Raw genomic sequence first — 22980 nt, forward strand, 5'->3', positions numbered from 1 at the left:
CGGGCATGACCTTCCCCCGTACCCTCGCGATCGACTTCGAGACCGCCAACGAGCGCCGCGACAGCCCCTGCGCCGTCGGCCTCGCCTGGATCGAGGACGGCCGGGTGGTGCGGCGGGAATCGCGGCTGATCCGCCCGGCGGAGATGCGCTTCTCCCCCGGCAACATCCGGGTCCACGGCATCCGGCCGCGGGACGTGGCGAGCGCACCGTCCTTCCCGGAGGCGATGGCGCCGTTCCTGCCGGAGATCGCCGGCAGCCTGGTGCTCGCCCACAATGCCAGCTTCGATGTCGGGGTGCTCGCGGCGACGCTCCAGGCCTACGGGCTGGAGCAGCCGGTCTACACCTCGCTCTGCACGGTGCAGCTCGCCCGCCGGCACTGGCCGGGGAGGGGGACAGGGGCAGGGAACCTACCGGCTCTCGGCGCTCGCCGCCCGGGTCGGCGTGACCTTTCGCCACCACGATGCCGGCGAGGACGCCTATGCCTGCGCGGAGATCGCGCTCGCGGTGATGCGGGAGGCCGGCGCACCGGACATCGCGAGCCTCGCCCGCCGCATGAATCTCACCCGCGAGCGGGCCGGGCAGGAGGCGCGCTCGCCCGACGGCATCGCCGCCCGGGCCCTGCGCGGGGTTGCCCCGAGCCGCCCCCGCGTGCCGCTGCTGCATTTCGTCGTCCGCGGCAGCTCGGGCACGCCCTACGACGTGCGGCTGGTGGAGACCCGCGACGGCCCGCGCCTGCGCTGCACCTGCGCCGGGGCGCGGTTCCGGCCCGATTGCCGGCACGTCCGGGCCCTGGCGAACGGCGAGATCGACGCGCTCCTGTCGGACAATCCGGGGGATGTGGCGGCGTTGGCGGGGTTGTTGCAGACGGGGTGAGCGGCGGCCCACCATGAAGGGCGGCGGCCCGGCGCCTGCCGGCGCTGGGTTCTCCCGCCTCCAACGGCATCCTTGAGAGCCTGTTCGAGTTGGCCGTCCGGATTGACACCGTCGAGGCCGTCCCGGGCGCCGATCGCGGCTTCCCGCGCGAGGTGGCCGGTCCGTCACTCCGGGTGTTCCCGCACCGCCCGACGTATCGTTCGACGAAGCGGATGTCGATCGATCGAAGACAAGTGAGCGAAGTCGGGATCCTGGACCGATCCTCGATGGCCATGCGATCGGGCGTAGCTCTCACGGCCGCAGACCCTGTTCAGCCGATCCCGATCGCCGTGCCTGTGAAGGTTGTGCCGGCGGATGTGCTGCTTAGCCTTTTGGGCAGAGTTAAGTATTTGACCTAACTGCCGTGCCGTAACCCCTTCACTAAAAATTATCGCGACTCTGGTTCCGTGGCGATCAAGGAGCCTCCGCTCCAAGCCGGACAGGCCTTTGCCGGGCCCTGGAAGGCAAGCATCGCGTCGCGAGCTGGATCACTGCATGTTCATCCTGTCCAAGCTGGCCGTCCGGCTGCCCTCGACCATCGTCGGCCTCGCGCTCGTCAGCGCGACGGTGATGGGTGGCCTGAGTTGGTATTCCGCCAAGAACAGCCTCGTCTCGGCCGTCGAGGACCGTCTGGCGCTCGCCGCGACGGCGACCGGCCACGGCATCGCCATCGTCGCCGATCAGGCCAGGGTCGACTTCGCCGCCGCCGCCGGTCACCCCCAGGTGGCCTCGAACTTCACCGACCTGATCGAGAACCTCGATCCGGGCAAGCCGGACTATGCCGGGCTCCTGGCGGCCTTCCGCGCCCCGCCGACCCTCGAGGCACGGCTCGCCTTCGACGGCACCACCACCAACACCATGTATGGCCGCCGGCACGTCAAGGTGCAGGAGGTGGCCCGCAAGCTCCTGAGCCAGCCCGGCTACGCCGACCTGCTGTTCCTCGATCCGAACGGACGGATCGTCTACACGGCGACGAAGGGCGACGACTTCGCCGCCTCGGTCACCGACCCGGCCCTGCGCGACACCGGCCTCGCCCGCCTGTTCGAGCAGATGAAGGGCGCCGCCCCCGACGCCGTCTCGTTCGCGGATTTCTCCGCCTATCCGGTCGGCGGCGCCCCCGCGGCCTTCCTCGGCAAGGCGATGAGCCGTCGGGCCAACGTCGCCATGGGCACCGCGCAGGCGGTGGAGCGCGCCGGCTACATCGTGATGCGGGTCACGCCGTCCCTGTTCGACGCGACCCTGGTGCAGCGCGCCGGCCTCGGCGAGACCGGGCAGACCCTGATCGTCGGCGCCGACGGGCTGTTGCGCGGCAAGCCCCCGCTCTCGGCGGGGATCGCGGCCGGCGCGCCGGTGAGCGAGATCGGCATTTCCCCCGACCGGCTCGCCGCGAAGGCGCCGTTCACCTACGAGGCGCCCGACGGCCGCCACCGGGCGGTCAGCGCCACCGTGCCGGTGCTCGGGGCCCACTGGACCATGCTGGCGGAGCAGTCGGACGCCGAGGCGCTCCAGGCCGTCAACGCCCTGTCCCGCATCCTCGTGATGATCGGCCTCGCGGTTCTCGCCGGCACGGCCGTGCTCGGGCTCCTGATGTCGCGGGCGATCGTGCGTCCCCTCGGCGCGCTCACGACGGCCCTCAAGGCCCTGGCCGCCCGCCAGGTCCTCGACGAGGTGCCCGGCCAGCGGCGGCGCGACGAGATCGGCGACATCGCCCGCGCCGTGGTGATGATCCGCGACGTGTCTCTCGAGGAGGCGGCCCAGCAGCTCCGGACCACCGAGGCGGCGCGGATGCGCGAGGAGCAGGCCCGCCGCAGCATGCTGCGCGACCTCGCCGACCGGTTCGAGGTCTCGGTCGGCGGCATCGTGGCGCGCGTCTCGGGCGCGGCCGAGGGCCTGAGCGGGGCCTCCGGCGCCGTGACGCAGGCGGTCGACGGGACCTCGTCCCGTTCGGTCAGCGTCGCGGCCACCGCCCGGCAGACCAGCGGCAACGTCGGCGCGGTCGCGGCGGCGGCCGAGGAACTCGGCGCGACCGTGGCGGAGATCGGCCGCCAGGTCGTGCAGGCCGCCGGCATGTCGGCCGAGGCGGTGGCCCAGGCCCAGGCCGCCGGCGGCACGATGGCGGACCTGTCCGCGGCGGCCGCCCGCATCGGCGACGTCGTCGGCCTCGTCTCGCAGATCGCCGGCCAGACCAACCTCCTGGCGCTCAACGCCACCATCGAGGCGGCCCGTGCCGGAGCGGCGGGACGTGGCTTCGCGGTCGTCGCGGCCGAGGTGAAGGAACTCGCCGGCCAGACCGCCCGCGCCACCGAGGAGATCGGCCGCCACGTCGCGGCGATCCAGTCCACCAGCCAGGGGCCGGGGATGCGATCGCCGGCGTCACCGCGCAGATCGAGGCGATGAGCCAGGTCACCACCGGCATCGCCTCGGCGATCGAGGAGCAGGGGGCGATGACCCACGAGATCGTGCGCCAGATGGCCGAGGCGACCGACGGCACCTCGGCGATGACCCGCGACATCAACGAGGTCGCCGACGCCGCCGGCACGGCGGGCCGCGCGGCGGCCGAGGTGGCGCAGGTCTCCGAGGATCTGTCGGACCAGTGCGCCCGCCTGCGCCAGGAGGTCGACGGCTTCCTGGCCAGCGTGCGGGCCGCCTGACGGGCATCCCGGCGTCGACTAGGCGCGCGGCAACCGGCCGAAGTCGGTTGCCGCGCGCCTGCGACCCGGTCGGCGTGCTCGCCTCACCCCTGCTCCAGCGGCCGCATCACGGCGTAGAGCGCCGACTTCGCCTCGAAGCCGATGCCGGGCAGGTCCGGCATCGCGACGCGGCTGTCCTGCACCGGGACCGCATCGGCGAAGCCGCCGAAGGGGGCGAAGACGTCCGGGTAGCTCTCGTTGCCGCCGAGCCCGAGGCCGACCGCGATGTTGAGGGCGAACTGGTGGCCGCCATGGGGCACGCAGCGCCGCGGCGACCAGCCATGGGCGCGCATCACGTCGAGGGTGCGCAGATACTCGACCAGCCCGTAGGACAGGGCGGGGTCGAATTGCAGGATGTCCCGGTCCGGCCGCAAGCCCCCGTGGCGGATCAGGTTGCGGGCATCCTGGTGCGAGAACAGGTTCTCGCCGGTGGCCAGCGGCCCGTCATAGGTCGTGGCGAGCGCCGCATGGGCCAGGTAGTCGAGGGGATCGACCGGCTCCTCGTACCAGCGCAGCCCGTAGGGCGCGATCGCCCGGCCGAAGCGGATCGCCTCCTCGAGGGTGAAGCGGCCGTTGACGTCGACGCAGAGGCGGGCGCCGTCGCCGCCGAGCACATCCAGCACCGCCTCGATCCGGGCGACGTCGTCCTCCAACGGCACCAGCCCGACCTTCATCTTCACGGTGCTGTAGCCGCGGTCGAGATAGGAGCGCATCTCGTCCTTGAGGGCGTCGAGGCCCTTGCCCGGATAATAGTAGCCGCCCGCGGCGTAGACCCAGGCCGCCGGATCGGCCTCGCCCCCGCGGTAGCGGTCGGCGAGCAGCCGCCAGAGCGGCACGCCCTTCGCCTTGGCGAGCGCGTCCCACAGGGCCATGTCGAGCACGCCGACCGCCACCGAGCGCTCGCCGTGGCCGCCGGGCTTCTCGTTCCTCATCATCGCCGCCCAGGCGCGGTGCGGGTCGATCAGCCCGTCCTCGCCCTGGAGATCGTCCGGGCCGGCGGCCAGCAGGCGCGGGATGAAGCGCTCGCGCAGGAGCCCCTGCGGCGCGTAGCGGCCGTTGGAGTTGAAGCCGAAGCCGACGACCGGGCGGCCGTCGACCACCCGGTCGGTCACCACCGCGACCACGCTCGCCGTCATGGTCGAGAAGTCGATCCAGGCGTTGGCGATGTCCGACTTGATCGGCGCGACGATGTCGCGGATGGCGGTGATGCGCATGGCGGATCCCTGACGAGCCTGGCCTACGAGCCTGATCGTCGTCTGGTAGGGGCGCCCGCTCGTGCTGGCAAATGCACGCTGCGTCATGCGGTTTTCGATTTGCGGTTCTCGACGTGTCCGCTCGCCGGTCGCCGCGCGATTCCTCTCGCGAGGCTGCAGACCGCGTCAGCGGGCCTGCGCCGCCTCCGCCCGCAGGGAGGCGAGATCGAGGCGGCGGGTCACCATCTGCAGGCCGCCCGCCGCGTCCCGCGGCCACTCGCCCTCGGGCCGGTCGCGGTACAATTCCACCCCGTTGCGGTCCGGGTCGTCGAGGTAGAGCGCCTCGCTGACGCCGTGGTCGCTCGCCCCGGTGAGCGGGATGCCGGCGGCGTCGAGCCGGGCCAGTGCATCGGCCAGCGCCGCCCGGGTCGGGTAGAGGATCGCCACGTGGTAGAGACCGGTGCTGCCGGGCGGCGGCGCCGAGCCGCCCGCGCTGTCCCAGGTGTTGAGCCCGATATGGTGGTGGTAGCCTCCCGCCGAGACGAAGGCGGCCTGGGTGCCGTAGCGCTGCATCAGCGTGAAGCCCAGCACCCCGCAATAGAAGCCGAGGGCCCGGTCGAGGTCGGCCACCCGCAGGTGGACGTGCCCGATGCGGGTCAGCGGGTCGATCGGTCCGGTCATGCGGCACTCCTCCGGCGGCCCGCGTCTCGCGGTCCTTCTCGCGGCCTGCGCAGAGTGCATCCTTTGCGAACGTCCGAAAATCCGGCATCTCGTGGCATCACTTCACACGCCCAGAGTGAGATCGAGCCGTGCCCGACCGGCTGACCGGAATGGAGATCTTCGTGCGCGTCGCCACCGCCGGCAGCTTCTCGGCCGCCGCGCGGGCGCTCGGCCTGTCGCAGAGCGGGGTCACCAAGCACGTGGCCGCCCTCGAGGACCGGCTCGGCGCCCGGCTCCTGCACCGCACCACCCGCCGCCTGACCCTGACCGAGGCCGGCCGGCACTACCTGGAGGCCTGCGAGCGCATCCTGGCCGAGATCGACGAGGCCGAGGCGGCGGCCGGCGCCGAGGCGGCGGAGCCCCGCGGCACCCTGCGGCTCAACGTGCCGGTCTCGTTCGGGGTGCTGCAGGTCGCCCCCGCCCTGGCGGATTTCGGGCGGGCCCACCCGTCGCTGACCGTCGAGCTCGGCCTCAACGACCGCCCGGTCGACCTGATCGAGGAGGGCTGGGATCTCGCCCTGCGCATCGGCCACCTGCGCGATTCGCGCCTGGTCGCCCGGGCGCTCGCCCCGTGCCGGATGCGGGTCTGCGCCGCCCCGTCCTATCTGGCGGCACGGGGCCGGCCGCGCCGCCCGGAGGATCTGGCGTCGCATAACTGCCTCGGCTACACCCTCGCCAGCAGTGACGGCTGGCGCTTCGAGGGGGCACGGTGACGGTGGCGGGGAGCTTGCGCGCCTCGAACGGCGACGCCCTGGTGGCCGCCGCCGCGGCCGGGCTCGGGGTGATCTACCAGCCGACCTTCCTGGTCGGCGAGGCCCTGCGCCGCGGCAGCCTGGTGGCGCTCGATCTCGGGATCATCCCGTCCCTGCCGATCCACGCGGTGATGCCCTCGCGCCGCCGGCCGCCCGCCAAGGTCCGGGCGCTGGTCGAATTCGTGGCGGCCCGCTTCGCCGATCCGCCCTGGGACCGCGACCTGCCCGCCCCGCTCGGACCGCACGATCCCCTGCCGGGGGCTTCCGATGCCCTGCCGGGGGCTTCCCATGCCCGCCAGGAGGCTTGCGAAATTCCGCGGCCGGAGACCGGCCCGGCGCCCGCGAGGCCGTCATGAGCCGGCGCCTCCCGCTGCACGACCTTCCGGTCGATCCCGATCCCTCCGACGCGCCGGCCATCCCGGACCGGGATTTCCTTCGCCTGGTCGAGGCGCACGGCCTGACCGGCAGCTGGACCTGGACCTTCTCCGACGACGAGCATCGCTGGTCCCCGGGCCTGTTCCGTCTGCTCGGCTTCGAGCCGGGGGCGGTGCGACCGGATTACGACCTGTTCCTGAGCCTCGTCCATCCGGGGGACCGGCCGGCGATCGAGAACAACGCCCAGGTGATGCGGGACGGTGCCTTCAACGACCACACCGTCCGCGTCATCCGGCCGGACGGGTCGCTGCGGCTGCTGGCCAACCGCGGCACGGCCTACTTCTTCCCCGACGGGCGGCCGCGGGGGTCGCCGGCGTGGTGCTGGACGTGACCGACACCGAGCGCCTGGCCGCCCTGCACCGCGAGGAGCAGCGCCGGCGGCGGGCGCTGTTCGAGCAGGCGCAGACCTGGATGCACGCCTCGCCCTACACGGAGACGTTCCGCATCGCCTCGTGGGAACTCCTGACCCTGACCGGCCTGACCCAGCAGGAATACCACGACGACTGGTCCCGGATCCTGGTGCCGGAGGAGCGCCTGCACGCCCGTGGCCCGCTCCGGGAGCGCATCCTGGCCGGACGGCCCTTCGTGGTCGAGCATCGCCTGGCGCTGGCCAACGGCGAGAGCGGCCGGTTCCGGGGGTGTTCGTCCCAGTGCGCGACGCCGACGGCCGGATCGAGACCTGGGCCAGCCTGAATTCCCGGGTCGACGGGATCCGGCCGGTGCCGACCGGGCTGGCGCGGCGCGGCCTGGAGCAGGCCGTCCAGGGGGCGCATCTGCGCGCCGCCCGCGGCCTCCTCGACTGGTCGATGGCCGACCTCGCGGAGGCCAGCGGCCTCTCGCTCTCGACCATCCGGCGCCTGGAGGAGGGGAGCGAGGGGCCGGCGGCCCGCAGCCGTCACGCCGCGATCGAGGCCCTGCGCCGCGCCGGCATCGGCTTCGTGCTCGTGGAGGGCGACACGATCGCGGTGGCCAAGGTGCGCTGATCTCGAGATGGCGCCGACCTCGAGATGCGCCGATCCGGGAGACGATGCGCGGGCTGCGGTGATGCGGGCCCTTTCCGGCCCCGGCAGGGCTTGCCATATCGGGGGCATGCCCGCTCCGAAGAAGCCCCGCCTGTCGACCGGCAAGGCCTCCAAGCCCGAGTTGAAGCCGCTCGACCCGTTCCTCGCCGAGCTGCTGAACCCGGCGCTGAACCGCGACCGCCTGCCCGCGGTCGAGCCGCCGCCGCCCGAACCGCCGAAGCGCGGCCGTCCGCGCAAGGACGCGGCCGAGGCCAAGGCCGCCGCGACGACCCCGTCGAAGCCCGCCCGCAAGGCCGGGCGCCAGGACGGCACGCAGGGCTTCGGCGAGGCGCCGCAGGCCGCCTTCACCCATGGCGATGCCGCCGACGTCGAGCCGGCGCTGGCCCAGGCGCTGGGCCTGCGCGAGCCGGACGGCGAGGCGGTGGAGGAGCGCGGGTCGCTGGCCGCCGAGGGCGTCTCGGCGACGGTCGACGCGCTGACCAAGCTCCTCACCGAGGGCAACCCGCTGTTCAAGAACGGCGAGCTGTGGCGCCCGCACCGCCCCGACCGGCCGCAGAAATCCGAGGGCGGCGTCCCGTTCCGCCTGAAATCCGACTTCACCCCGGCGGGCGACCAGCCCCGCGCCATCGCCGAGCTCGTCGCCGGCGTGCAGGGCCAGGAGCGCGACCAGGTCCTCCTCGGCGTCACCGGGTCGGGCAAGACCTTCACGATGGCCAAGGTCATCGAGGAGACCCAGCGCCCGGCCCTGATCCTCGCCCCCAACAAGACCCTGGCGGCGCAGCTCTACGGCGAGTTCAAGGGCTTCTTCCCCGACAACGCCGTCGAGTACTTCGTCTCCTACTACGATTATTACCAGCCCGAGGCCTATGTCGCGCGCTCCGATACCTTCATCGAGAAGGAATCGTCGATCAACGAGCAGATCGACCGGATGCGCCACTCCGCCACCCGGGCGCTCTTGGAGCGCGACGATGTCATCATCGTGGCCTCGGTCTCGTGCATCTACGGTATCGGCTCGGTCGAGACCTATACGGCGATGTCGTTCACGGTCAGCCTCGGCGAGAAGATCGAGCAGCGCCAGCTCGTCGCCGACCTGGTGGCCCTGCAATACAAGCGCATCCAGTCCGATTTCGCCCGCGGCACCTTCCGGGTCCGCGGCGACGTGATCGAGCTGTGGCCGGCCCACCTGGAGGATCGCGGCTGGCGCATCGGGTTGTTCGGCGACGAGATCGAGGCGATCTCCGAGTTCGATCCGCTCACCGGCAAGACCCTCAATACGCTCAAATTCGTCAAGGTCTACGCCAACAGCCACTACGTGACGCCGCGCCCGACCCTGCAGCAGGCGGTCAAGGGCATCAAGGACGAGCTGAAGTGGCGGGTCGAGGAGCTGACCCGGATGGGCCGGCTGATCGAGGCCCAGCGCCTGGAGCAGCGCTGCACCTTCGACCTCGAGATGATCGAGGCGACGGGCGCCTGCAACGGCATCGAGAACTATTCGCGCTACCTCACCGGCCGCAAGCCCGGCGAGCCGCCGCCGACCCTGTTCGAGTACCTGCCCGACAACGCGCTGGTCTTCACCGACGAGAGCCACGTCACGGTCTCGCAGATCGGCGGCATGTACCGCGGCGACTTCCGCCGCAAGGCGACGCTCGCCGAGTACGGGTTCCGGCTGCCCTCCTGCCTCGACAACCGTCCGTTGCGGTTCGAGGAATGGGACGCGATGCGCCCGCAATCGATCCACGTCTCGGCGACCCCGGCGAAGTGGGAGCTGGAGCAGACCGGCGGCGTCTTCGCCGAGCAGGTCATCCGCCCGACCGGCCTCGTCGACCCGGTGATCGAGGTGCGCCCGGCCCGCTCCCAGGTCGACGATCTCCTGGGCGAGGTGAAGGAGGTGGCCGCCGCCGGCTACCGCACGCTGGTGACCACGCTGACCAAGCGCATGGCCGAGGACCTGACCGAATACCTGCACGAGAACGGCGTGCGGGTGCGCTACATGCACTCGGACATCGACACGCTGGAGCGGATCGAGATCATCCGCGACCTGCGCCTCGGCGCCTTCGACGTTCTCATCGGCATCAACCTGCTGCGCGAGGGCCTCGACATCCCGGAATGCGCCCTGGTCGGCATCCTCGACGCCGACAAGGAAGGATTCCTGCGCTCCGAGACCTCGCTGATCCAGACCATCGGCCGCGCCGCCCGCAACGCCGACGCCCGCTGCATCCTGTACGCCGACCACATCACCGGCTCGATGGAGCGGGCGATGGCCGAGACCGAGCGCCGGCGCAAGAAGCAGCTCGCCTATAACGAGGAGCACGGCATCACGCCCCAGAGCGTGAAGCGCAACATCTCCGACATCCTGGAAAGCGTCTACGAGCGCGACCACGTCCAGGTCGATACCGGCCTGGCGAAATCCGCGGTCACGGTGGGCCACAACCTCAAGGCGGTGATGGCCGACCTCGAGAAGCGGATGCGGACGGCCGCCGCCGATCTCGACTTCGAGGAGGCGGCGCGGCTGCGCGACGAGCTCAAGCGGCTCCAGGCGACCGAACTCGCCATCGCCGACGACCCGATGGCCGAGCAGGCCGACGTCGAGCGCGAGGCCGGCCGCTTCGGCGCCAAGCGCAAGCGCCGCGGTGCCGAACCGCTCGGCTACGGCCCCGGCGGCAAGGGGGTCTCCGACGAGGGCACCCGCATCCGCCAGCCCGACCTCGACGACATGGGCCCGGGCACCGACCGCGAGGTGCCGTTCACCTATGCCGAGCGCCCGACCGGCCGCTCGACGCAAGGGTTCCCGGGCCAGAAGCCGAAATACAAGGGTCGCAAGGGGCGCGGCTGACACAGCGGCCCGAAGCCGGCGCGGCGGACAGTCCGCGCCGGCCGCTCGCCCCTTGCGGTCCCGGCGTCATCGCCCGAACAACGCACGGGATCCCAGTCGATCACACCCGTTGTGGTGCATGGCTCCTCGCAAGACCGATCTCTGCGCGACACCGAGCGCCTGGCTGGCGCCGGCATCGGCCCGCAGCACCGGGACCTGTACGCCTAGAGCACAACACGATCGCGTTGCAATCGCGAAGCTCTCTAGGTCGTTGATTTTGCCGCATTTTCTGCGACGAACCGGTATCCACTTCATCGGAAAATGCTCTAGTAGTTGATCGTTGCCCGCAGGCCCATCACGGTCGCATTCTTCAAGCGCCGGCCGTCATTGCCGGCGAGTCCGCCGCCGGGGCGCATGACGTATTGCAGATCCGGCTGCAGCGTGAATCCGGGCACCACCTCCGCCTGGTAGGTCGCCTCGATCACCACCTCGCTGCTGCGGAGCGGGCCGGCGCCTTGACCGGTACCTTGGCCGAACCGGTTCGTGTCGCGGTCGAAGGCCCGGGCGGCCGGGCTGATGCGCGAGTAGATCACGCCCAACGCCGCGGTATCGTTGGGGCGGCCGGGCAGCAGGCCCTTATAGGCGAGGCCGGCGTCGAGATAGACATCGATCAGGTTGCGGTCGGCCGGCACCTTGGAGAGGCGCAGGAAGGCGCTGGCGCCCTCGTCCTCGGTGTCGGGCTCGCGGTAGAGCGTCTGGTCGATGATGCCGTAGACGCCGCGGTCGCCGCGGAAGCGCCGGGCGATGCCGCTCGCCTCCGGGTCGGCGAGCAGCCGGCCGCCGACGCTGTCGAGGCGCGGGCTGTCGAAGCCGCCGAGGTGATTCCAGCCGCCGAGCGTCGCGGTGCCGTGCAGGGCCTCGCCCCAGAGGTCGAGCGTGTAGGCATACGCGACCTCGCCGATCAGCAGCGGCGGGTCGCCGGTCCGGAAGCTTGTGCCGGTGCGGTTGATCCGCTGCGGGTCGGTGTCGTCGCCCCGGCGAACGCCCGCGGGTCGCCGTTGAAGATCGCGGCCTGGACCGACAGGCGCTCGTCCGGCACGTACTTCAGCCGCACGGCCGGCGTGGCGAGGGGATAGATCGGCCCGCCGCTCGGCAGCACCACGGCGCCGATATTGGGCCAGCCGAAGCCGGCATTGAAGAACACCACGGCGGATTGGGCGATGGCGAACTCGGTATCGGCCGAGACCTGGCCCGCCTTGATCGACAGCTTGCCGTTAAAGACGCTCTGCTCGAGCCACAGCTCGAACAGCCGGGTCGCCGGCAGGGCCTCGATGCCGCTCACCGTCGTCAGGTTGTCGACGTAGGAGCGCGACATCCCGTGGCCGTGGATCTGGAAGAAGTCGGTGTGGAACCTCGCCCCGGTCCAGCCGGCGAGCCTGTCGAGGTCGATGTCCAGCGACGTATCCAGGCGCCCGCCATAGGTGACGCCGCGCCGCAATCCTCCGCGCAGGTTGGCCAACCCCTCGCCGATATAGGTGACGGTATAGGCGATGCCGCGCTCGGCGAGGACGGCGCGGGCGCCGAACGGGTCGCCGTAGGGGCCGAGCGACGACTGGATCGAGCCGCCGATCGTCACCGAGACCTGATCGGAGGTGCGCGCCTGGGCGATCGCGGTCTGCGGGTCGCCGCCGGCCCCCGTGAGGGGAACGCGGGCGAGGATCGGCAGGACGGGGGAGGGCGCGGCCTGCTGCGCCGCGGCCTCGCCCGCGGCGAGACCGAGGATGCCGAGCAACGCCGCGCGCCAGTTCCCTCCCGCCATTCCGGGCTCAGTACCGCGCCGGCACGTACATGTCGGCCGGGATCGGCCCGCGGACGTAGTCGGGATTGCGCACCCGCTCGGGGAGATGGACGGGCGGGCGCTCGACGGTGCCGTAGGGCACCTGCTCCAGGAGGTGGCTGATGCAGTTGAGGCGGGCGCGCTGCTTGTCGACGGCGTCGACCACCCACCACGGCGCCTCTGCGATATGGGTGCGGGCCAGCATGTCCTCCTTGGCCCGGGTGTAGCTCTCCCAGCGCCGGCGCGATTCGACGTCCATCGGGCTGAGCTTCCACTGCTTGAGGGGGTCGCGGATGCGCATCTCGAAGCGGTAGGACTGCTCGGCGTCGGTGATCGAGAACCAGTACTTCACCAGGACGATCCCCGAGCGCACGAGCATGCGCTCGAATTCCGGCACCGAGCGGAAGAACTCCTCGACCTCCGCCTCGGTGCAGAAGCCCATGACCCGCTCGACACCAGCCCGGTTGTACCAGGAGCGGTCGAACAGCACCATCTCGCCGCCGGTCGGCAGGTGGCTGACGTAGCGCTGGAAATACCACTGGCCGCGCTCGCGCTCGCTCGGAGCGGGGAGGGCGGCGACCCGGCAGACCCGCGGGTTGAGGCGCTGGGTGATGCGGTTGATGACGCCGCCCTTGCCGGCGGAATCGCGGCCCTCGAACAGCACCACGACCTTGAGCTTGTTGGTGTGGACCCAGTCCTGAAGCCGGACCAGCTCGTGCTGGAGGCGCAGCAGCTCGCGGAAGTAGAGCCGGCGGTCGAGGCCCGGGGTGGCGCCCTCCGGCGGCGCCACCAGCCCGGCGAGGCGTTCCTCCTCGATCTCAAGCTCCAGTTCCTCGTCGTAGGCCTCGGCGATCTCGCGCCGCAGCGCCTCGATCGTGGCCGCCTGCTGCGATGCCTCGAACGCGCTCATGACCGTCTCCGCCCCTCAGACTCGTGTCGCCCCGCCTTACAGCAGCGGTCCGTGACAGGCGTGAGAAGCGTGCGGGGGCCACGGCGCGGCGCCGTGGCCGGATCGGTCAGTGGCGGGTCGACCCGGCGGTGCCGGAGGTCCGGTCGCCGGTGCCGCTGCGTGAGGTGGTTCCGGTCGTGTCGGACTTCATTTCGTGGCCCGGCGCGTAGCCGGAGGCACCGGGGCTGCCCTTCCGGCTGCCATGGTCCTGCATCTCGTGGCCGGGCGAGCGCGCCGAGGCGCCGCTCTGCTCCGCCGCCATCGCACCACCCACCAGGGTCGTCGCGGCCACCAGGCCAATCATGATCCGCTTCATGGCTGTCTCCTCGCTGAAGGTGGCCAGGAACGGCATTCCCGGCGAAGTGGTTCCGGGGGATCGAATGGCTGTTCAGTAATGACATAGAAACAAAGTCGGTCGCGATCCGGCCGGGAGATTGCGGAACGGTTTCGGCGGCATCGCCGTTGCTGGCGTCATCCGATCCGCGATCACGCGGATCACTGGAGATGTGCCGATGCGCAGGACCCTTCTTCCTCTCGCCTTCGCCGCCATGACCGCGGCGGCCGGGCTGTTCGGGGCCACGACCGGGGCGCAGGCCGACCCGGGTTGGGTCGTGGCGATTCCTGGGGTCGTGGCGGCTATGGCGAGGTCCGCGGCGGACCGCCGGCCTGGGCCCCGGCGCATGGCTGGCGCCGCAAGATGGAGCGCTGGGGCGACGACCGTCCGTACCGGGCGATGCGCTATCGCGAGGAGCGGCGGTCCTATTATCGCTACTGAGCGAGCAGGCCCCCCGCGCAGGCTCAGCCCCGGCCACTCCCGGCCGGCTCGTCAAGCGGCGCGGGGGTGTCCGGGGCGGCGAGGGCCGGCGTCGAGGCCCCACGGCAGGGCGACGGCGCCGGAAGGCAAGCCTCCGGCCGGCCGCCGCAGCAGGCCTGCACCAGGTAGTCGGTCAGGCCGGTCAGCCCGGCGGGACGCGCGGAATAGATCATCGAGGCGCCCTGCCGGCGCGACTCGACCAGGCCGGCCTCCTGCAACTGGCGCAGATGGAAGGTCAGGGTCGAGGGAGCGCAGCCGACCGCCGCGCCGAGCCGCCCGGCCGGCATCCCGTCGGGCAGGGCGTGCAGAAGGGTCCGCAGGGCGCGCAGCCGCGTCTCCTGCGCCAGGGCGGTGAGGGCCGCGAGGGCCCCGGCTTCATCGAGCATCGGTCAAGCTTCTATTGCCATCGAAATTCGAACCGTTAAAAAGAAGGCATCCGACGGGATCAGGGGCCCTCTCCCGACAATGAAGACCAATTCGACCGCGGTGCCGCCCGCGCCGCCACCGCCCTCCGACCCATTTCCCGCCCACGTCATTCAGGATCACCTCAGACAATCTCTGCAACACTACTTCAGCCCGGTCGCCGAGACCGAGTTGCCGGCGCGCCTCGCCGAGTTGCTGGCCCGGTTCGAGGCCGCCCTGGCGGCGCGCGGGGAGGCGATCAGCTTCGACTTCCGTAACGCCCTGATGACGGCGCTGCCGGCCCTGCGCACCTTCGGCCTCTCGCTGTCGCACGACGTGGTGCGGGCCGACGACCTGGTTCAGGAGACCTGCGCCCGGGCCTGGGCCAACCAGCATCGGTTCCAGGCTGGCACGAACTTCACCGCCTGGCTGTTCACGATCATGCGCAACCAGTTCTACACGGAACTGCGGAAGGGGCGCCGGGAGGTCGAGGATGGCGACGGAATCCTCGCCGGCCAGCTCGCCGCGCCCGCCGACCAGGACCATGCCAGCACCCTGCGGGTGGTCCGGGAGCGGATGCAGGCCCTGCCCGAGGCCCAGCGCCAGGCGCTGCTGCTGATCGGCGCCGAGGGCTACACCTACGAGGAAGCCGCCGTGAAGCTCGGCTGCCAGGTCGGCACGGTGAAGAGCCGGGTGAGCCGGGCGCGCTCGTCCCTGCTGGCCGCTCTGGGGGAGGTGGTGGATCACTGATCCGAGGGCGAATCCGGTATATGGCCCGAACCGCCTGACCGAGGCGAGGCGGTGAGGTGGTGGGGGAAGTAGGACTCGAACCTACGAAGGCATAGCCAGCGGATTTACAGTCCGCCCCCTTTGCCGCTCGGGACATTCCCCCACGCTGCCGTTGCCGGCAGGGGCCGCCGCGCGAGCGGCGGGTCCGTGATGCTGGGACAGCTCGACCTTGTCACGGCAAGGCTCGGCGACCCCAACGATCCCGCATCTCCAGCGCCGGGATGGCACCTGTGACTGCGGGCAACACCTGAAAAACGAAATGGTGGGGGAAGTAGGACTCGAACCTACGAAGGCATAGCCAGCGGATTTACAGTCCGCCCCCTTTGCCGCTCGGGACATTCCCCCACGCTGCCGTTGCCGGCAGGGGCCGCCTCTCGGCGACGGGGCCCTTATGGTGGGGTGCTCGGGGGGTGTCAAGCCGCGATCGATGGCCGGCTCACCGGAGCTTTATCCGTTCGCCTCCGCCACGTCGCACAGGCGCAGCTCGACCCGGTCGGCGCCGCGCCAGCGGTCGCGGGACAGGGTGCCGGCGGCGTGGATGTCGCGGCCGATATGGGACAGCAGCAGCCGCCCGACCGGCGATTCCGCCGCCCGGAACGCGATGGCGCCGACGGCGACGCCGTCCCGGCCGCGCAGCTGCGCCTTGACGTGGCCGGTGCCGACCACCCGCGCATCGGCGACGCGGTGGCGGGCGAGCGCGAAGACCGGCTCCGGCGATCCCTGGCCGAAGGGGCCGGCCCGCTCGACGGCATCGGCCAGATCGGGCTGCACGCCGCCGGCCGAGACGAGGCCGTCGACCAGCAGGGCCTCGCCGAGGCGCGCCTCGGCCACGGAAGCCGCAAGGTCGCCCGACAGCGCCTCGCGGAATCGGTCGAGATCGAGGGCGGCGAGCGTCACGCCCGCCGCCATGGCGTGGCCGCCGCCCTTGGCGGCGAGCCCCGCCTCGACGCAGGCCCGGACCGCCCGGCCGAGATCGGCGCCGGGGATCGAGCGGCCCGAGCCAGTGGCGGTGCCGTCCTGGCGCAGCGCGAAGGCGAAGGCCGGGCGGCCGAAGCGCTCCTTGAGCCGCGCCGCGATCAGCCCGACGATGCCGGGATGCCAGTCCGGGCTGCCGGCGACGAGGACCGGCTGGTCGGGGTCGCGCTCGAGCCGCATCCCCATCTCGGCCTCGGCCTCGGCCACCGCAGCGGCCTCGATCGCCTGGCGCTCGCGGTTGAGCGCGTCGAGCCGGGCGGCGATGCCGGCGGCCTCGATCGGGTCCTCGCAGAGCAGCAGCCGGGCGCCGAGCGTCGAATCGCCGATGCGCCCGCCGGCATTGATCCGGGGGCCGAGCAGGAAGCCGAGATGCCAGGCCTGCGGCGCCTCCCCGAGGCCGGCCGCGTCGAGAAGGGCGGACAGGCCGCGCCGGCCGCGGCCGCGCATCACCGCGAGGCCCTGGCGCACGAAGGCCCGGTTGAGGCCGTGGAGCGGCACCACGTCGGCGATGGTGGCGAGCGCCACGAGGTCGAGCCCGGCCATCAGGTCGGGAATGGCGAGCCCGTCGCGGCGCAGGCGCCGGTTGAGCGCCACCAGAGTCAGGAAGACCACCCCGGCGGCGCAGAGATGGCCGAGGCCCGAGATGTCGTCGAGGCGGTTCGGGTTGACGAGGGCGCGCACCGGCGGGAGCACCTCCGGCGCACCGTGATGGTCGAGCACCACCACGTCCATGCCGAGGCGGCCGGCCTCGGCGAGGGGCTCGTGGCCGGCGGTGCCGCAATCGACGGTGACGAGAAGTGTGGCCCCCTCCTGGGCCAGCATCCTGACCGCCGCGACGTTGGGGCCGTAGCCCTCGGTGATGCGGTCGGGGATGTGGAGCCGGTAGGGCACGCCGAGGTCGCGCAGCGCACTCGCCAGCAGCGCCGCGCTCGCCGCGCCGTCGACGTCGTAGTCGCCGAAGATCGCGACCTTCTCGCGCTTCAGGATCGCCGCGGCCAGGCGGTCGGCCGCCGCCTCCATGTCGACCAGCACGGCGGGGTCGGGCATCAGGTCGCGCAGGCGCGGCTCCAGGAAGCCCGGCACCGCGTGGAGATCGACCCCGCGGCCGGCCAGCACCCGGGCCAGCACCTCCGGCAGGCCGTGGCCCTGCGCGATGGCGACCGCGAGGCTCTGCGCCGGCGCCGAGGCGCAGCGCTCGTGCCAGGGCCGCCCGAGCGCGGAGCGGTGAACGTCGAGGAGCGGGCGGGGCAGGTCGAGGAGCATGGACACGGGGCGGAGTGTAGCGGGATTCGCAGGATCGCGCTGCCGCAGCCGGGCGACAGTGGGGGGCGTTCGCTCCTAGGCGCGCGGGTGAACCGTCCCCCGCAGAGGGGGGAGGGTTCACCCGCGCTGTCCTCGAAATGAAAAAAGCGGGGCACGAGGCCCCGCTTCACCGTCCGGGGCGCAAAGCCCCGTCTCATCCACCCCTCGCGGGGCGGTCCGCATCAGAAGTTCTTGACGATCTCGTCGACCACCTTCTTGGCGTCGCCGAACAGCATCATGGTGTTGTCGCGGAAGAACACCTCGTTCTCGACGCCGGCATAGCCGGAGCCCATGCCGCGCTTGATGAACAGCACGGTCTTGGCCCGCTCCACGTCGAGGATCGGCATGCCGTAGATCGGCGATTGCGGATCGGTCTTGGCGGCCGGGTTGGTGACGTCGTTGGCGCCGATCACGAAGGCCACGTCGGCCTGCGGGAACTCGCCGTTGATGTCCTCCAGCTCGTGCACCTCGTCGTAGGGCACGTTGGCCTCGGCGAGCAGCACGTTCATGTGGCCCGGCATGCGGCCCGCCACCGGATGGATGGCGTACTTCACGTCAACGCCGGCCTTCTTGAGCTGGTCGGCCATCTCGCGGAGCGAGTGCTGGGCCTGCGCCACCGCCATGCCGTAGCCCGGCACGATGATGACCTTCTCGGCGTTCTTCATGATGAAGGCCGCGTCGTCCGCCGAACCCTGCTTGACCGGCCGGGTCTCGACCTGGCCGCCGCCGGAGGCCGCCGCGGCGTCGCCGCCGAAGCCGCCGAGGATCACCGAGATGAACGAGCGGTTCATCGCGTGGCACATGATGTAGGACAGGATCGCGCCCGAGGAGCCGACCAGCGCGCCGGTGATGATCAGCGCGAGGTTGCCCAGCGTGAAGCCGATGCCCGCGGCCGCCCAGCCCGAATACGAGTTGAGCATCGAGACCACGACCGGCATGTCCGCGCCGCCGATCGGGATGATCAGCAGGCCGCCGAGCACGAAGGACAGGATCACGATCAGCCAGAACAGCACCTTGCTGCCGCCGCCGATGAAGCCGATCAGCAGCGCGACCAGCACCACGGCCAGCACGATGTTGATGGCGTGGCGCTGCGGCAGCATGATCGGCTTGCCCGACATGCGCCCGTCGAGCTTGAGGAACGCAATCACCGAGCCGGTGAAGGTGATGGCGCCGATGGCGACGCCCAGCCCCATCTCGAACAGCGACTGCTTGTGGATGGCGCCGTTCTCGATGATGCCGAAGGCCTGCGGCGCGTAGAGCGCGCCCGCCGCCACCGCGACGGCCGCGAGGCCGACGAGGGAGTGGAAGGCCGCCACGAGCTGCGGCATCGCCGTCATCGGCACGCGCTTGGCGATCACCGCGCCGGCGCCGCCGCCGATGCCGATGCCCAGCAGCACCAGGAACCACGCCCCGACGCCGGCCGGCGGATGGCCGATCAGCGTCGTCAGGATGGCGATGCCCATGCCGATCATGCCGTACAGGTTGCCCTGCCGGGAGGTGGTCGGGTGGGACAGGCCCCGCAGCGCCAGGATGAACAGGACGCCGGAGACGAGGTAGAGGAGCGAGGAGACGTTCTCCGACATCGCCTCAGGCCTTCTTCTTGTACATGCTGAGCATGCGCTGGGTGACGAGGAAGCCGCCGAAGATGTTCACGCTGGCGAAGACCAGGCCGATGAACCCGAAGAAGCGGGCCCAGCCGGTTCCGTGCTCGAGGTAGGGCACGCCGACGGCGAGCAGCGCGCCGACCACGATCACCGAGGAGATCGCGTTGGTGACGGACATCAGCGGAGTGTGAAGGGCCGGGGTCACCGACCAGACCACGTAGTAGCCGACGAAGATCGCCAGCACGAAGATCGCGAGGCGGAACACGGTCGGGTCGATGGCGCCGTGGGTCGCGGCGGCGACGCCGTGGCCGACGCTGTCGGCGATGATCGCCGCCTGGTCGGCGGCGCGGGCGGCGATGTCGGCCGCGTTGCGGGCAGCGGCGGCGGCGGCACGTGCCTGCTCGGCCGCCTGGTCGGGGGGAAGGGTAGCCATGAGGTCTCCTCCGATTGCGGGACGAGCGGCTTTAGGCCGCCTTGGGCTGGAAGTTCGGGTGGACGACGGCGCCGTCACGGGTCAGGCAGGTCGCCTTGACGAGCTCGTCGTCCCACTTCACCGCCAGCGTCTTCGCGGCCTTGTCGACCAGGGTCTCGACGAAGGCGTAGAGGTTGCGGGCGTAGAGGCTCGACGAGGTGGCGGCGAGCCTTCCCGGCACGTTGGCGTAGCCGACGATCTTCACGCCGTTCTCGGTCTCGACGACCTCGTCGGCCTTGACGCCCTCGACGTTGCCGCCGCGCTCGACCGCGAGGTCGACGAGCACCGAGCCCGGCCGCATCGCCGCCACCATGTCGGCGGTGACGAGCTTGGGCGCCGGCCGGCCGGGGATCAGCGCGGTGGTGACCACGATGTCCTGCTTGGCGATGTGGCTCGCGACCAGCTCCGCCTGCTTCTTGCGGTACTCGGCCGACATCTCCTTGGCGTAGCCGCCGGCGGTCTCGGCCTGCTTGAACTCGTCGTCCTCGACGGCGACGAACTTGGCGCCGAGCGACTCGACCTGCTCCTTGGCGGCGGGCCGCACGTCGGTGGCGGTCACCACGGCGCCCATGCGGCGGGCGGTGGCGATGGCCTGCAGCCCGGCGACGCCGGCGCCCATCACGAAGATGCGGGCCGCCGGCACGGTGCCGGCCGCGGTCATCATCATCGGCAGGGCCCGGCCGTAGACGGCGGCGCCGTCCACCACGGCGCGGTAGCCCGCGAGGTTGGCCTGGCTGGAGAGCACGTCCATCACCTGGGCGCGGGTGATGCGGGGCATCAGCTCCATGGCGATCGCCGAGACGCCGGCATCGGCCATCGCCTTCACCTCGGCCTCGTGGCCGTAGGGGTCCATGATCGCGACCACGATCGCGCCGCGCTTCAAGGCGGGCAGCTCGTCGGCGGCGGGGCGGCGCACCTTGAGGACGATATCCGCCCCCTCGGCCGCGGCCTTGGCGTCGGGCGCGATCGAGGCGCCGGCGGCCTCGTAATCCGCATCCGGCACGCCGGCCTTCAGGCCCGCGCCGGACTGCACCGTCACCTCGGCCCCGAGAGCCTTGTATTTCTTTACCGTTTCCGGGACTGCCGCGACACGCGGCTCCGCCGGATCGGTCTCGGATAGGACCGCGATCCGCATTCAGGCTTCCTCTGGTCGATACACGGCGCGACGCGCCGATCCCCCCTCCAGGGTCGGCATGTACAAGGCCACGCCTGCCCCACAACTGTAAAGCCGCTCCCTGTCGCCAGGGAACGGCTTTCGTTACAAATCTTTAACGATTGAGTCGTGCCCAATTTATAGGCGCGACAACGGAAAGGGCGGGCAGGCCGCCCGTCCCTCAGTAGAAGGCCAGCATCAGGGCGAGGAGCGCGGCCACCACGGCCGGCGCGCGCCAGCCGATGCCGGGCGCGAGTGCCCCGATGGCCCCGGCGACGCCGCCGAGCACCACGCCGACGATGGCCGTGATCCAGGCCTCGCGCACGCCGCCGACGGCGAGCGACAGCACCCAGCAGATCACCACGCCGGTGGCGATCTCGACGAAGGTGACGAAGCCCCGATAGGTCGCCTCGTGCGACGGGCCGTCCATCTCCGGGCGGTAGGCGGCGGAGTCGGTGGCGTGAGTGATGTCGGCCATGATGCGGTAGACCCCGTCTTGTGCTCGTTGGCCGGGCTTTAGCGCATGCCCAAGCCCCCGGCAATCAGCCGCAGCAAGGCCGCGAGCGGACAGCGGATCCCGTCGGCCTTCCTGCAAATCCCTGTGGATGTTCGCGTCTTCGGCTCAAGCGGCGGCCAGAAGCGGTCCGTCGGCGCCGCGTCCGTCGAAGGTCGAAGTGCCAAACCGCACCTTTTTCCGGTTCCAGCCTGCGGGCGCGGGCCCTCAGACCGGTTGCGGCAGGCCCACCTTGTCCAGGGCCGCGTGCTGGCGCGCGGCGAGGTCGTCGAGGGAGAAGCGGTCGATCTGGGCCTCGAACAGGCGGTGGTAGTTCAGCTCCGAGCGCAGGTGCAGGAACACCGCGCCGAGGCCCACCGCCGCCCGGTCCATGAACACGAATTCCCGCGGCACGGTCACCGGCCCGCGCTCCTTGAGGGCGCGGTGGACCTCGAAGGCCTGGCGGCGGCCGTACTCGCTCGGCTTGACGCCGTCCGCCACCGTGCGGACCCGGTCCTCGAGCAGCGGCCCGTAGATGAAGCGGGCCCAGATGTTGAGGATGTCGACGAGGTCGCGGGTGAGGTTGCGGAAACCCCAGGTCTCGTAGGCGTGGACGATCCGGGCCTCGTCGCCGTGCAGAAGCCCCTTGTAGAGATCGACCACGCCGCCGACGAAGCGGGGATGGAAGATGCGGATGCAGCCGTAATCGAGCAGGTTGATGCCGGCGGGCTCGTCCCCGTCCGAGAACACCGTGTAATTGCCGAGATGGGGGTCGCCGTGGATCACCGCGGCGCGGCTGAACGGGTGCCACCAGGCCTGGAACATCGCATGCGCCAGGCGGTTGCGCACCTCCAGCGGCCCGCCGGTGAAGGTCAGGATCTTCTCGCCCTGGAGCCAGCCCTGCGTGAGCAGGCGCCGGGTCGAGAGGTCGGGATGGACGACCGGGACCCGCACCGTCTCGACGCCCTGGAGCACGTCGGCATAGAGGGCGGCGTTTCTCGCCTCGCGGGTATAATCGAGCTCCTCCCGCACCCGGTCGCCGATCTCCTTGGCGATCTCCCGGGTGTCGATCACCGAGCTGATGCGCCGGTGCAGGGCGAAGGCGATCTCGAGCTGCTTCAGGTCCGCCTCGACGGCGGATTCCATGTCCGGATATTGCAGCTTGCAGGCGAGGGCTGTGCCGTCCAGCGTCTCGGCCCGGTGGACCTGGCCGAGGGAGGCGGCCGCCGCCGGGCGCAGGTCGAAGCTGCCGAAGCGGTCCTTCCACTGGGGCCCGAGCTCGGCGGCCATGCGGCGCTTGACGAAGGCCGCGCCCATCGGCGGCGCCTCGGATTGCAGCTTCTGCAACTCGGCGGCGTATTCGGGCGGCAGCAGGTCCGGCACGGTGGCGAGCAGCTGCGCCACCTTCATGATCGGCCCTTTCAGGCCGCCGAGCGCCTGGGCGAGGGCGGCGGCGCTCGTCACGTCCTCACCCTTGCGGCCGAGGAGCCGTGCCCCTGCCATCCGGGCGGCGACGCCGCCCACATTGGCGCCCACCTTCGCGTAGCGGGCGGCGCGGGCGGAGAAGCGATTGGCTTCGCTGTCGGAGGCGGACATGCGGGATGAGGCTCGTGCGAGGATGCGCGCAGATCGCTGCGCGCCGGTCTTGGAGCCC

General features: G+C 71.4%; 18 protein-coding genes, 2 tRNA genes and 4 pseudogenes. 10 read left to right on the forward strand and 14 right to left on the reverse strand.

Annotated features, from left to right (window positions below):
* Positions 1-5: 5 nt before the first annotated feature.
* From F1D61_RS34355 to F1D61_RS19800, 3 genes and pseudogenes are all read left to right on the forward strand, one after another.
* Positions 6-329 (forward strand): annotated as a pseudogene (locus F1D61_RS34355) (exonuclease domain-containing protein); the annotation flags it as partial.
* A gap of 112 nt (positions 330-441) precedes the next feature.
* Positions 442-873 carry a hypothetical protein gene (locus F1D61_RS34360; protein ID WP_246776026.1) on the forward strand — a complete coding sequence of 144 codons (432 nt, stop codon included), beginning with the start codon at positions 442-444 and terminating at the stop codon, positions 871-873.
* 534 nt (positions 874-1407) lie between these two features.
* Positions 1408-3563, forward strand: a pseudogene (locus tag F1D61_RS19800) (methyl-accepting chemotaxis protein).
* Between the two features lie 83 nt (positions 3564-3646).
* Here the strand turns inward: F1D61_RS19800 and F1D61_RS19805 are convergent.
* Both F1D61_RS19805 and F1D61_RS19810 read right to left on the reverse strand, forming a co-directional pair.
* On the reverse strand, positions 3647-4816 hold the full coding sequence (locus tag F1D61_RS19805) for a mandelate racemase/muconate lactonizing enzyme family protein (protein WP_203153429.1): 1170 nt from the start codon (positions 4814-4816) through the stop codon (positions 3647-3649).
* 165 nt (positions 4817-4981) lie between these two features.
* Entirely contained in the window at positions 4982-5476 is a 495-nt protein-coding gene (locus F1D61_RS19810; protein WP_203153431.1) for a VOC family protein, read from the reverse strand.
* A gap of 128 nt (positions 5477-5604) precedes the next feature.
* On the opposite strand from F1D61_RS19810, the pseudogene F1D61_RS19815 reads away from it, so the two are divergent.
* From F1D61_RS19815 to uvrB, 5 genes and pseudogenes are all read left to right on the forward strand, one after another.
* Positions 5605-6494, forward strand: a pseudogene (locus F1D61_RS19815) (LysR family transcriptional regulator); the annotation flags it as partial.
* A gap of 125 nt (positions 6495-6619) precedes the next feature.
* Positions 6620-7033 (forward strand): PAS domain-containing protein, encoded by a 414-nt coding sequence (locus F1D61_RS19820; protein WP_203153433.1) that lies wholly within the window; start codon positions 6620-6622, stop codon positions 7031-7033.
* On the forward strand, positions 7018-7395 hold the full coding sequence (locus F1D61_RS19825) for a hypothetical protein (RefSeq protein WP_203153435.1): 378 nt from the start codon (positions 7018-7020) through the stop codon (positions 7393-7395). Before F1D61_RS19820 ends, F1D61_RS19825 begins: the two co-directional genes overlap by 16 nt.
* Complete coding sequence (locus F1D61_RS34365; protein ID WP_246775424.1) at positions 7353-7685, forward strand: helix-turn-helix domain-containing protein; 333 nt, start codon at positions 7353-7355, stop codon at positions 7683-7685. The genes F1D61_RS19825 and F1D61_RS34365 overlap by 43 nt, the downstream gene beginning before the upstream one ends.
* 106 nt (positions 7686-7791) lie before the next feature.
* A complete protein-coding gene (gene uvrB / locus F1D61_RS19835) occupies positions 7792-10557 on the forward strand; it encodes an excinuclease ABC subunit UvrB (protein ID WP_203153437.1) in 2766 nt (921 codons plus the stop codon).
* Positions 10558-10862: 305 nt separating this feature from the next.
* On the opposite strand, the pseudogene F1D61_RS19840 reads toward uvrB, so the two are convergent.
* From F1D61_RS19840 to F1D61_RS19850, 3 genes and pseudogenes are all read right to left on the reverse strand, one after another.
* Positions 10863-12355: pseudogene (locus F1D61_RS19840) on the reverse strand (carbohydrate porin).
* 7 nt (positions 12356-12362) lie between these two features.
* Complete coding sequence (gene ppk2, locus F1D61_RS19845; RefSeq protein ID WP_203153439.1) at positions 12363-13283, reverse strand: polyphosphate kinase 2; 921 nt, start codon at positions 13281-13283, stop codon at positions 12363-12365.
* A 106-nt stretch (positions 13284-13389) separates the two neighbouring features.
* Entirely contained in the window at positions 13390-13638 is a 249-nt protein-coding gene (locus F1D61_RS19850; protein ID WP_203153441.1) for a hypothetical protein, read from the reverse strand.
* A gap of 288 nt (positions 13639-13926) precedes the next feature.
* Here F1D61_RS19850 and F1D61_RS19855 point away from each other — a divergent pair, with 288 nt between their 5' ends.
* A complete protein-coding gene (locus tag F1D61_RS19855; RefSeq protein ID WP_246775425.1) occupies positions 13927-14097 on the forward strand; it encodes a hypothetical protein in 171 nt (56 codons plus the stop codon).
* Positions 14098-14120: 23 nt separating this feature from the next.
* Here F1D61_RS19855 and F1D61_RS19860 read toward each other — a convergent pair whose 3' ends face one another.
* Positions 14121-14522: an ArsR/SmtB family transcription factor gene (locus tag F1D61_RS19860; RefSeq protein WP_203153443.1), complete on the reverse strand. Its 402-nt coding sequence runs from the start codon at positions 14520-14522 to the stop codon at positions 14121-14123.
* Between the two features lie 79 nt (positions 14523-14601).
* On the opposite strand from F1D61_RS19860, the gene F1D61_RS19865 reads away from it, so the two are divergent.
* Entirely contained in the window at positions 14602-15288 is a 687-nt protein-coding gene (locus F1D61_RS19865) for a sigma-70 family RNA polymerase sigma factor (protein ID WP_203153444.1), read from the forward strand.
* A 57-nt stretch (positions 15289-15345) separates the two neighbouring features.
* Here the strand turns inward: F1D61_RS19865 and F1D61_RS19870 are convergent.
* From F1D61_RS19870 to F1D61_RS19905, 8 genes are all read right to left on the reverse strand, one after another.
* Positions 15346-15430 (reverse strand) — tRNA-Tyr (locus F1D61_RS19870).
* A gap of 157 nt (positions 15431-15587) precedes the next feature.
* A tRNA-Tyr gene (locus F1D61_RS19875) sits at positions 15588-15672 on the reverse strand.
* A gap of 102 nt (positions 15673-15774) precedes the next feature.
* A complete protein-coding gene (gene recJ / locus F1D61_RS19880; protein ID WP_203159167.1) occupies positions 15775-17565 on the reverse strand; it encodes a single-stranded-DNA-specific exonuclease RecJ in 1791 nt (596 codons plus the stop codon).
* Between the two features lie 221 nt (positions 17566-17786).
* Complete coding sequence (locus tag F1D61_RS19885; RefSeq protein ID WP_203153445.1) at positions 17787-19187, reverse strand: NAD(P)(+) transhydrogenase (Re/Si-specific) subunit beta; 1401 nt, start codon at positions 19185-19187, stop codon at positions 17787-17789.
* Positions 19188-19191: 4 nt separating this feature from the next.
* Complete coding sequence (locus F1D61_RS19890; RefSeq protein ID WP_203153446.1) at positions 19192-19641, reverse strand: proton-translocating transhydrogenase family protein; 450 nt, start codon at positions 19639-19641, stop codon at positions 19192-19194.
* A 31-nt stretch (positions 19642-19672) separates the two neighbouring features.
* Positions 19673-20815 (reverse strand): Re/Si-specific NAD(P)(+) transhydrogenase subunit alpha, encoded by a 1143-nt coding sequence (locus tag F1D61_RS19895; RefSeq protein WP_203153453.1) that lies wholly within the window; start codon positions 20813-20815, stop codon positions 19673-19675.
* A 199-nt stretch (positions 20816-21014) separates the two neighbouring features.
* Positions 21015-21311: an aa3-type cytochrome c oxidase subunit IV gene (locus F1D61_RS19900; RefSeq protein ID WP_203153455.1), complete on the reverse strand. Its 297-nt coding sequence runs from the start codon at positions 21309-21311 to the stop codon at positions 21015-21017.
* 243 nt (positions 21312-21554) lie between these two features.
* On the reverse strand, positions 21555-22922 hold the full coding sequence (locus F1D61_RS19905) for an ABC1 kinase family protein (protein ID WP_203153457.1): 1368 nt from the start codon (positions 22920-22922) through the stop codon (positions 21555-21557).
* Positions 22923-22980 lie beyond the last annotated feature (58 nt).

The sequence above is a fragment of the Methylobacterium aquaticum genome (genome assembly GCF_016804325.1).
Taxonomy (GTDB): Bacteria; Pseudomonadota; Alphaproteobacteria; order Rhizobiales; family Beijerinckiaceae; genus Methylobacterium; species Methylobacterium aquaticum_C.